Here is a 9,442-nt window from a genome sequence, read left to right as displayed (position 1 = left end):
ATGCCGTCGGGACGGACATGCCCGGCTGCCTTGGCCGCCTCGATATAGCGAGGTGTGAGGAAGTGGGCGTGGACGTCGATCAGGGAGGTGGGGCGTGCGTTCATCGGGTGACCTCATCGGTGGTGCGAGCTCAGGCGGGTCGGGGGCGGGCCGGTGGCGTTCGTACCGGCCTCGGATGCGGCGGATGGTGCGGGTGGCGGGATGTCGGTCAGGGGCGCCGTCCACGAGCGGCGCTGGGGCGCCGCGACATGGTCGCGACGCCCAGCCGAAAGGCGAGCCACCTGGAGCCTGGGACTCCACGGCCCTGTGAACCGCCCCCGTGCTGAACGCCTTGATCAGCGCCAGGACTTTCTTGCCCTTGATCCCGAACCCGTATCCAGTCCAGCAACACGGCCGCCGTGCTGCTCGGACGGTCTACTCACGGGTTGAGCTGGGTGTAGAGCCTTTTGAGATGCCGGACCGCGTCGGCCTCGATCTCGGTGCGTCCATGGAGGAATCGGCTGTTGTCGATGATGAGCAGGTCGCCGGTGTCGAGACGGACGCGGGTCTGCCTGGCGGGTTCGCGGACGGTGGCGGTGAACCGGTGCAGCGCGTTCACGTGCGCGGTGCTGGGGGTCTCGGGTGCCAGGTCCGAGGCGATTCCGGCGGCGAGGGCCTCGTCGCGGTAGCGCACGGTGAGGCGGCCGTCGGTGCGGCGGGTGAGCACGCTGGTGAGTGTCGGGGTGAGGCCGGTATCGGTAGGCACGTTCAGGCTGGGATAGCGGGGTTCCTGCAGCAGTTCGACGTCGGTGTCATCGAGGGCGTCGGCGACGTCGTCGATGTGGGTGAGGGTGGATTCCCCGCCGCTGTCGGGGGTGCCGTTGTGCACGAACGCCAGGAGGAGGACTTCGGGTGGGGCCGACACCGACGAGTTGTCGGTGTGCGGGGTCAGTGCGACGCGCAGGTCACCCGTGCGGGTTTGTTCGTCCGCGGCGGGGTTCGGCTTGAGGTCGTCGATCAGCGGGCGGTCCGGCCGCGAGGGTACTACCGGGCCGATGGCCGAGGCGACCGCGACCACCATCGCGGTGGACTCCGCCGGCAGGCCCCTGAGCACGACGGCCTGGTCGTCACGGACGGCGGACGAGGCCCCGGCGAGCACGGTGGCCAGGCCCTCGACACGGTCGACGAGTTCGGTCCGTGCGGCATTCTGGCGGGCGGGATCGGGGTAGTCCGTGGCCGTGAAGGACTGCTCCAGCCACGAGACATGCGCGCGTAGCTGGGGAGGCAGGGTGAGCACGGTGAGCCGGTCGGTCATGCCCGACGGGGTGTGTATGGGAAGTGCTGTCGACATGGAGTCTCCATAGGTGGGGTCTACTCAGGGCGGTTGAGTGCTCGGGCGAGACGTTGCCGGTCATCGGCGAGCCTCTGGGGCGTGGCCGGGAGCACGGTGTCTTCCCGTTCCCGGGGGACGACGATGCTGTCGAGGTCGGCCAGGACAAGGTCGTCGGGTCGTACGGTGACGCCACCGCAGCAGATCGCCTTGCCCACGTCGCTGCCCCAGTCCTTGCCGGGATCGGCGGCGCTCAGTCCCCGAGCGAACAGGGGGAAGCCGAGCTCGTGGATCGCTTCGATGTCGCGGGATGCGCCGTCGGGTACGAGCCCGGCCGACCGCGGGTGAGCGACGTGGCGGTGGTGATCGATCCCCGGACCGCCGGGCTCGGGTGGCCGCCAGCGTCGATCACGAGGACGCTGCCGGCGGGAGCGGTTTCGATCGCCCGGCGCACGGTGGAGTTTTCGGTGGCCATGGTGCGTGCCGTCCAGGCGCGGCCGAGCAGGCGGCTACCGGCATGGCTGTAGGGCGGGGTCCATGACCTGGAAGCGGTTGAGTGAGTCGGAGATCAGCCCGGACCCGGCTCGTGCCGGGGTTCGAGTTCGGTCATGGCTGTACCTCGGTTCGGTTGCCTTCGGAATCGAACCGGTGGATCCGGTCGGGAAGGGCATGTGCGGTCATGTGTTCGGGTACGGGCTCGTCGGCGCGCAGGCGTATCCGTACGGTCTGTTGGCCGCATCGGAAGTGGACGATGCGTTCGGTGCCGGTCAGGTCGGTGTCGACAACCGGGCCGTGGAGGGTGAGTGCGCCGGGCGTTTCGCCGACAAGGAGGTCTTCGGGGCGGATTCCGATGGTGCCGGGTGGTAGTCCCAGTGGCTGGGCGTCGAGGAGGTTCATCGCGCCGAGGAATCCGGCCACGAACGTGGTGGCCGGAGATCCGAAGACCTGCTCCGGGTTGCCGGAGTGTTCGATCCTGCCGTCGCGCAGCACGACGAGTTGGTCGGCGAGAGCGAGGGCTTCGGTCTGGTCGTGCGTGACGTAGACCATGGTCGTGCCCAGCTTGCGTTGCAGGGCGCGGATTTCGGTGCGCATGCTCACCCGCAGCTCGGCGTCCAAACTGGACAGGGGCTCGTCCATCAGCAGGACGGCGGGCTCGCGGACGAGCGCTCGGCCGATGCCGACCCGTTGCCGTTGCCCACCCGACAGCTGGGCCGGCTTGCGGTCCAGCAGGTGGTCGATCTGCAGCAACTCGGCGACCCGGGCGACCCGGTCCCGCCGTTCTCCCTTCGGTACCCGGGCCAGGCGGAGCGGGTATTCGATGTTGTCGTGCGCGGTTTTGTTGGGGTAGAGCCCGTAGTTCTGGAAGACCATCGCGACCCCGCGCTTACGCGGGTCGGTCTGGGTCACGTCCCGGTCGCCGATGCGGATGCTGCCGCCTGTGGGGGTTTCCAGCCCTGCGATGCACCGCAGCAAGGTCGTTTTGCCGCATCCGGACGGTCCCAGCAGCACGGTGATCGCGCCCGGCGGGCAGTGCAGATGGACCTCGCGCAAGGCGACCGTGCCGCCCGCGAAGGTCTTGGCGACGCCCACGCAGTGCACGTCGGCGGCGCGTTCGACGGGGACGATGTCGGACGGGTGAGCGGTCATGGTGTCGGCGGTGGTCATGGCAGCAGAGCTTCCGCCTGCTTGGTGGCGTCGGCCAGCGCCTGGGACACAGTCTTGCTGCCTCGGCGAGCGGCGAGGAAGTCGTTGCTGATCAGTGTCATGATCTCCGTGGCGTGGATGCCGGGGAACTGATACCAGGGCACCACATCCGGCGCCTCGGACACCGCGACCTGCATGCCGGGGTTTTGGCGGTAGAACGGCGCCAGGTACGACCCGCTTTGGGCGGCGGCCCGGTTGGGGGTGAGATAGCCGCTGGCCTTGGTCAGGGTGGTGGCGCCGCCCCGGCCAGTGAGCTCGGCGATGACCGCCCAGGCGGCGGCCTGCTTGTCGGGGTCCTTGCTGAGCACCACCAGACCACCGCCGGCAGCCGGTGCTTTGCGCGCGCCGCCGTCCGGGATCGGGAAGGGCGCGAAGCCGATCTGAAAGCCCGGCTTCGCCGATGTCAATCCCACGATGTGGGAGTTGGTCTGGAAGAACATACCCAGGTCGCCGCGGAGGAACGCTTCCTGTTCCGTTGCCTGGGTGAGCGGCTGGCCGAGCCCGGACTTCGTGATGTCCGCCCAGTATTGGATGATCGAGCTCACCTTGGAGTCGGTGAGTGTCAGCCGGGTCTCGTCGGCGTTCATCAGCGTGCCGCCATGGGAGAAGATCAGGCTCTGGTAGGGGAACAGCCCGGAGCTGTCGGTGCCAAGGCTGACTCCGTAGCGGGCGGCACCCGAGGAGACGATCCGCTTGGCGGCGGACCGCAGTGCCGACAGGGTGGCCGGCGGGTGGTCAGGGTCAAGACCGGCCTTGCGGAAGATGTCGGCGTTGTAGTAGAGCATCGTTACTGACACTCCGTAGGGCAGCATGTAGGTCTTGCCGTCCCGTTTGCCGAGTTCGAGGAAGGACGGGTAGAAGTCGGCCGTAGTGAACGACCTGGCCGGCGTCATGTAGGTGTCGAGCGGTATCGCGAGGTGCTGCTCGGTGTAGGTGCGCACCGAGTTCAGCCCGATCATCGCGATATCCGGCGGGCTGCCCGAGGTCAGCCCCGCCTGGACTCGCTGGTCGACCGCCTCGTAGCTGGCCTGCCCGACGTTGTTGAGGTTGACCGTGATTCCGGTGCGGCGGGTGAAGTCCGCGCCGAGTGTCTTGGGCAGGGCCGTGACGTAGGGCGGGAGGTTCGCGAACGCCAGCTCGACGTTGATCGGGTGGGCAGGATTCGGTGACCGCCCGGGAGCGCCGGTGTTCGACGCAGGTGCGCCGCAGGCGGTGGCGAGCAGACCTATGCCCGCGGCGAGCGTGGCGCGACGGGAGATGGTGACAGGCATCTGAAGCCCCTTGGTGGATGATTAGTCGGTGTTGACGGCGAAGGCGATGCCGCGTACGAACTGCCGTTGGGTGGCGAGGAACGCGAGGAGGAGGGGCAGTACGGCCAGGGTCGCCGTCGCCATCTGTCCCCCGTAGTTACTGAAGCCCTCGCTGTTGGCGTAGGTGGCAACCGCGTAGGGCACCGTGGCCGCCTTGTCGGTCTGCAGCATGACCGAGGGCCAGAACAGGTCGTTCCAGTGGGAGACCACGCTGAACACGCCCAGGGCCACGAGTGCGGGGCGGACGTTGGGGAGTGCGACGCGCCAGACCAGTGCGAGCGGGCCGACTCCGTCGAGGCGCGCCGCGTCGAACAGGCTCTGCGGGATGGTGAGGACGAACTGACGGAAGAGGAAGACGGCGAACGCCGAGCCGGTGAACGGTACGACGAGGGCGGCCAGGGTGTCGGTCCAGTGCAGCCGGGACAGCAGCACGTAGTTGGGCAGTGCGATGACCTGTTCCGGCACCACCAGGCAGGCCACTACCAGCAGCATCGCCACTTTCTTGCCGGCGAACTCGCGGCGGGCGAGGGCAAACCCAGCGGGCAGCCCGAACACGACCTGCCCCAGGAAGATCAGTGCGGTCATCACAGCCGTGTTGATGTACAGGTGCAGCCACGGCTGCTGCGCCCACACCGTGGTGAAGTTCGCCACCGTGAACCCGGACAGCCCATTGCGGAAGGAACCACCACCGGCGGTGAACGCGGTCTTGAGCATGACCGCGAACGGCAGCAGCATCACAAACCCACCGACTGCGAGCAACAGATGCCGGGCGAGTTGGCCGATCAGCCGGCGGGAGCGCATCGTCATCGTGTTCCCCCCGCTTCCCAGCGGCGCCCGATGCGCAGCTGTATGAGAGTGGTGCTGAGCAGGATGATCAGCAGGACCAGGTTGACCACGGAGCTGCGGCCGATGTCGAGGAATTCGATACCGCGCCGCCACAGCAGTACCGACAGGGTCTGCGAGCTGTTGAGTGGTCCGCCGTTGGTCATCACCCGGATCTGGTCGAACACGCGCAGCGCGTCGCGGACGGCCAGTACCAGGGTGAAGACGGTGGCGGGGCCCAGCGCCGGCCAGGTGACCGTCCAGAACCGGCGCCACGCCCCGGCCCCGTCGAGGGTCGCGGCCTCGTGCAGGTGCGCGGGTACCGCTGAAAGGCCGGCAAGGAAGAGGATGACCGCGCTGCCCATGCCTGCCCAACTGCCGACGACGGCCACCGCGGGCAGTGCGAGGGTCGTGGAGTCCAGCCAGTTCCGCAACCCGAACCAGTGGCCCACGGTGGCGTCGATCAGTCCGCTGCCGGGGTAGAACAGGAAGTGCCACACCACCGACATCGCGGTGAGTGTCGCAGCTACGGGGAGAAAGTACACGCTGCGCCAGAACCCCGCGCCGCGGGACAACCCGTGGATGAGCAAGGCAACCATGAGCCCACCACCGATCGTGACGGGCACCGTGATCGCGGTGTATTCGATCGTGTTCGCGGTGGCCTGCCACAACTCGTGGCTGGGCAGCTCCCGCTGGAAGTTGCGCAGGCCGACGAACTGGAACGCCTGGGTGAACGGGTTGTAGTCGAACAGGGCCAGCACGAGCACCAGCAGCACCGGCACCAGCACGAACACACCCATCAGCAGGATGACCGGGCCGGTCAGTACCCAGCTGAGGGCATGATCGCGTCGTGCCTGCTTCGGTCTTTTCATGCCGCGAACGCTAAGGAGGCCGAGCACCCCGTGTCGCGACTTTCAGGTTAACGGGAGTGGAACGTTCTTCTGGTGCGCGAAAGTTCAGGAATTCTGTTCCCAGGCTCGGCCGGGGCAACGTATGGTCACTCTCGTGACAGCGAAGATGACCTTCATGCCCTCCTCCGCTACCGGGGAGAGCCTCCTTGCGATGCCAGACAACGCCCCGGTGGCCCTTCCTTCGGAGGTGCCGTCGTAGTGGCCCTGCACACAGGTCAATCCATCGGGTGGATCGGAACCGGCGTGATGGGCGCCCCCATGGTGCGGAATCTGCTGGCCGCTGGGTTCGAGGTCACTGTATTCAACCGGACACGTTCCAAGCTCCAGCCGCTCATCGAAGCGGGGGCGCTCCCGGCGGACGACATCGCTGAGCTTTCCGCGAAGTCCGACATCGTCTGCACGATGCTCTCGGACTCCGAGTCGGTGCGTGAGGTCGTTGAAGGCGATGCGGGAGTGGCAAGGTCGCTGCGGCCGAACTCACTGTTCGTCGACTTCAGCACCATCCACCCGAGCATGTCACGCCGGATAGCTCGGACCATCTCACGCGGAGCATCCGCTGCGCTCGACGCACCTGTCTCCGGCGGCGAGATCGGAGCGATCAATGGCGCACTGTCCATCATGGTCGGTGGTGAGGACCGGGGTTTTGCATCCGCGCAGGCAGTCTTCGCGGCCGTCGGCTCACGCGCAACCCATGTCGGCCCCGCCGGATCCGGACAGCTGGTCAAAGCGGCCAACCAGATTCTTGTGGGAGGCACGATCGGGTTGCTCTCCGAGGCGCTGATACTGCTTGAGCACAACAACGTCTCTACTGCGCAAGCTCTCGATGCGCTCGCGGGAGGGCTGGCCGGCAGTCGAGTGTTGGACCTCAAGGGCCCGGCCATGGTGAAGGAATCCTTCGACCCTGGGTTTCGGATCGCCCTGCATGACAAAGACATGCAGATCGCACTGGAATCTCTGCAGGAAGCTCACATCTCTGCCACGCTCACCGCCACAACAGCTCAGCTGTTCGCCGACGCTGTCGGCGCCGGTGACGGGCAGTTGGACCATGCCGCAATCATACGAACCGTCCGCAGATCCGCCGTTCCCGAAAAGACGGCGAACCCGGCCGATGGTGCCGGCGAATCTATCGAGGGAAGGCAGTCGACGTGGTCCAGGAGTTGACCGACGGCGAGTTCATCGCACGTGTGCAGGCTTCGCGAACGCTGATCGGGCCCACCGACAGGCGCATTATCGACGCCATCGTGCAGGACCCGAAAGCGGTGGTCGAGGGCACTGTGAGCGATCTGGCCAAACGGGCCGGATCTGCGCAGTCCTCTGTGATCCGCGCCTGTCACAGCCTGGGATATGGCGGCTTTCAAGAGATGAAGCTGACCGTGACTCGAGACCTGGCGAGGCGGGAAGTTACCGCAAACGAAAATCCCGGATTAACTTTCAACGGGGAGCTGACCAGCGATACACCACCGGAAGAGATCATCCGCGCAATCGCCGTGAAAAGCGCCGAAACGGTGCGCACGATCCCCGATACCGTGTCCCCAGAAGCGTTCTCGGCGGCGCTCGACGCCCTCCAGCAGGCGACGCGCATTGTCGTCGTCGGGAACGGGACATCCGCCGGCTCCGCTCGAGACGCGTCCTATCGCCTGGCCATGCTCGGGCGGACGGTGAGCGCCCCCAGCGACTCGAGGACCCAACAACTGCACTCGCACCACCTGTCGCAGGGAACGGTCTGTCTAGTCATCAGCCACGCGGGTTCCACCCGGGAGAGCCTTGAGGCTGCAACGGCGGCAAAAGACTCGGGGGCAACTGTTATTGCACTCACCAGCTTCCGCGCTTCACCGTTGACGGACATCGCATCGATCGTGCTTGTGGCAGGTGGGTTCGATTACGGATTCCGCCTTGAGGTGATGGCCAGTCGGCTGGCCCATCTCGCGGTCATCGATGCGCTCTTCGTCGGGCTGGCGCTGAGAGAGCCTGAACAATCCGCGCTCGCGCTGGAAGCGGTGGCAGACATCGGTGCACGTGCGAAGTTGTGAGTCGCGCTCAAATGCGGTGCGGGCAGCCATTCTGAGGGCACTTCCTCGATCTCAATCCCACTAGCCGAACCGTGAGGTGTCGATGACAGACGGAAATTCCCACAATAGCTCCGACAAGGTGCTTCCTGGGCTGCTGGTAGCCGACCTCGTCGGTACCACCATTGCCGATCCGGTGGAATCCGCGATCAACGAGGCCCTCGTCCACGTCGGCTCCAGCCGGGTGGATCCGCAAAAGCTGGCACCACTACGCGGCGGTCTGAAGAAGCGTGATGTGTTCGCCGCACTGCTCGGTGACGATGAGGACAAGGTCGACAGCGCCTATCGCTACTTCGACCGGGCCGTGATCGAGGCCATCGAGGCGGGCCGGGTCTCCCCCATTCCCCAAGCCGAGAACGCGCTGCGAACTCTGGCCGAGGCCGGCGTCACCATCGCCTTCACGACTGGTCTGACACGGCGACAGTGCCCTCAGATCATCGAAGCCCTCGGGTGGACCGACCTTGTTGACTGCGTGATCTCGGCCGAAGAAACCAGACGCGGTCGCCCATACCCCGACATGATCTTTGAAGCCATCGTACGGACCGGAACACGCTCAGTCCGAGAGACTGCTGTCGTAGGGGACACCACCAACGACCTTTGGGCAGGCGACAACGCCGGAGTCGCCGCCAACATCGGTGTCCTGACAGGGGCGCACAGTGGTGACCAGCTACGAGCGGCACCACACCACACCCTCCTGGAGAGCATCGCCCAGCTCCCCGAATTCCTGCCGCTGACAACACCAAGCGAATCACGGCAATAGCGGGCTGACGAGGCCGTGCGGATCCTCCACACCGCCGCGCTCAATACGGGACGGGGCACCAGATGCCGTTCGTCGCCGCCTACGTCCCACACTTCATCGTGCTGTCAAAGCCGGGGCTGCTCAACACATCGAGCCCCGTCTCGCCTGCATATCAGGAATGATCGCGGCCGAACAGAATACCTCCGGCTGCGGATACCAAATTTGACTGGGAAGGGAGATTGTCGGATGTGTTGCGAAGAAGAGCCCATGCCACCCATTGTCGCGGAGATGCTGGCCGGCTACCGGATGCTTCATGCGGAGCGTGGGTACGACTGGGGCGATGAGCGGGAAGGCGCCCTGACGAAGGCGTTGAGGGCGTTGCTGAGCTGGTGCAACCAGGAGAGGGGGACGGCCGCCCGGAGAATGGCCTATGGGCTGAAGGCACCCGGGGTGAATCCCGCCGCGGTTGTCGAGGCCATGGTCAATGCGTTGCCCGATCCACTGCCTGTGGGTCTTGCGGTGGTGCACGGCGGGGGCGTGCGGGTGCGGACGCCTGTGCCGTTTGCGACGGTGCGCCATCC

9 protein-coding genes and 1 pseudogene are annotated in these 9,442 nt (G+C 66.3%); 4 read left to right on the top strand and 6 right to left on the bottom strand.

All coding sequences use genetic code 11. The features are described from left to right. Nucleotides 1-418: 418 nt before the first annotated feature. The 6 genes and pseudogenes from ACWEKM_RS44715 to ACWEKM_RS44690 form a co-directional block, all read right to left on the bottom strand. Nucleotides 419-1,330 (bottom strand): TauD/TfdA family dioxygenase, encoded by a 912-nt coding sequence (locus tag ACWEKM_RS44715; protein ID WP_451627056.1) that lies wholly within the window; start codon nt 1,328-1,330, stop codon nt 419-421. A 20-nt stretch (nt 1,331-1,350) separates the two neighbouring features. After that, nucleotides 1,351-1,784 (bottom strand): annotated as a pseudogene (locus ACWEKM_RS44710) (RraA family protein). A 131-nt stretch (nt 1,785-1,915) separates the two neighbouring features. Continuing rightward, nucleotides 1,916-2,974 carry an ABC transporter ATP-binding protein gene (locus tag ACWEKM_RS44705; RefSeq protein WP_451627055.1) on the bottom strand — a complete coding sequence of 353 codons (1,059 nt, stop codon included), beginning with the start codon at nt 2,972-2,974 and terminating at the stop codon, nt 1,916-1,918. Continuing rightward, nucleotides 2,971-4,284: an ABC transporter substrate-binding protein gene (locus tag ACWEKM_RS44700; RefSeq protein ID WP_451627054.1), complete on the bottom strand. Its 1,314-nt coding sequence runs from the start codon at nt 4,282-4,284 to the stop codon at nt 2,971-2,973. Before ACWEKM_RS44700 ends, ACWEKM_RS44705 begins: the two co-directional genes overlap by 4 nt. A 21-nt stretch (nt 4,285-4,305) precedes the next feature. Next, nucleotides 4,306-5,130, bottom strand: coding sequence for a carbohydrate ABC transporter permease (locus ACWEKM_RS44695; protein ID WP_451627053.1), 825 nt, complete (start codon nt 5,128-5,130; stop codon nt 4,306-4,308). Then, on the bottom strand, nt 5,127-6,017 hold the full coding sequence (locus ACWEKM_RS44690; protein WP_451627052.1) for a carbohydrate ABC transporter permease: 891 nt from the start codon (nt 6,015-6,017) through the stop codon (nt 5,127-5,129). The genes ACWEKM_RS44695 and ACWEKM_RS44690 overlap by 4 nt, the downstream gene beginning before the upstream one ends. Nucleotides 6,018-6,254: 237 nt before the next feature. On the opposite strand from ACWEKM_RS44690, the gene ACWEKM_RS44685 reads away from it, so the two are divergent. The 4 genes from ACWEKM_RS44685 to ACWEKM_RS44670 form a co-directional block, all read left to right on the top strand. Then, a complete protein-coding gene (locus tag ACWEKM_RS44685; protein WP_451627051.1) occupies nt 6,255-7,217 on the top strand; it encodes an NAD(P)-dependent oxidoreductase in 963 nt (320 codons plus the stop codon). Further along, nucleotides 7,202-8,086, top strand: a complete 885-nt coding sequence (locus ACWEKM_RS44680; protein WP_451627050.1) for a MurR/RpiR family transcriptional regulator — start codon at nt 7,202-7,204, stop codon at nt 8,084-8,086. Before ACWEKM_RS44685 ends, ACWEKM_RS44680 begins: the two co-directional genes overlap by 16 nt. Nucleotides 8,087-8,168: 82 nt before the next feature. Beyond that, nucleotides 8,169-8,882 (top strand): HAD hydrolase-like protein, encoded by a 714-nt coding sequence (locus ACWEKM_RS44675; RefSeq protein ID WP_451627049.1) that lies wholly within the window; start codon nt 8,169-8,171, stop codon nt 8,880-8,882. 246 nt (nt 8,883-9,128) lie between these two features. Further along, the coding region (locus ACWEKM_RS44670; RefSeq protein ID WP_451627048.1) for a hypothetical protein at nt 9,129-9,442 on the top strand (314 nt) is incomplete at its 3' end.

The organism is Streptomyces sp. NPDC004752 (assembly GCF_053601275.1).
This window is presented reverse-complemented; position numbering and strand designations above follow the sequence as displayed.

Bases quoted from the DNA above. Each gene is read 5' to 3' on its own strand.
- ACWEKM_RS44715 (WP_451627056.1), bottom strand. From the start codon at position 1,330: ATGTCGACAGCACTTCCCATACACACCCCGTCGGGCATGACCGACCGG.
- ACWEKM_RS44705 (WP_451627055.1), bottom strand. From the start codon at position 2,974: ATGACCACCGCCGACACCATGACCGCTCACCCGTCCGACATCGTCCCC.
- ACWEKM_RS44700 (WP_451627054.1), bottom strand. From the start codon at position 4,284: ATGCCTGTCACCATCTCCCGTCGCGCCACGCTCGCCGCGGGCATAGGT.
- ACWEKM_RS44695 (WP_451627053.1), bottom strand. From the start codon at position 5,130: ATGACGATGCGCTCCCGCCGGCTGATCGGCCAACTCGCCCGGCATCTG.
- ACWEKM_RS44690 (WP_451627052.1), bottom strand. From the start codon at position 6,017: ATGAAAAGACCGAAGCAGGCACGACGCGATCATGCCCTCAGCTGGGTA.
- ACWEKM_RS44675 (WP_451627049.1), top strand. From the start codon at position 8,169: ATGACAGACGGAAATTCCCACAATAGCTCCGACAAGGTGCTTCCTGGG.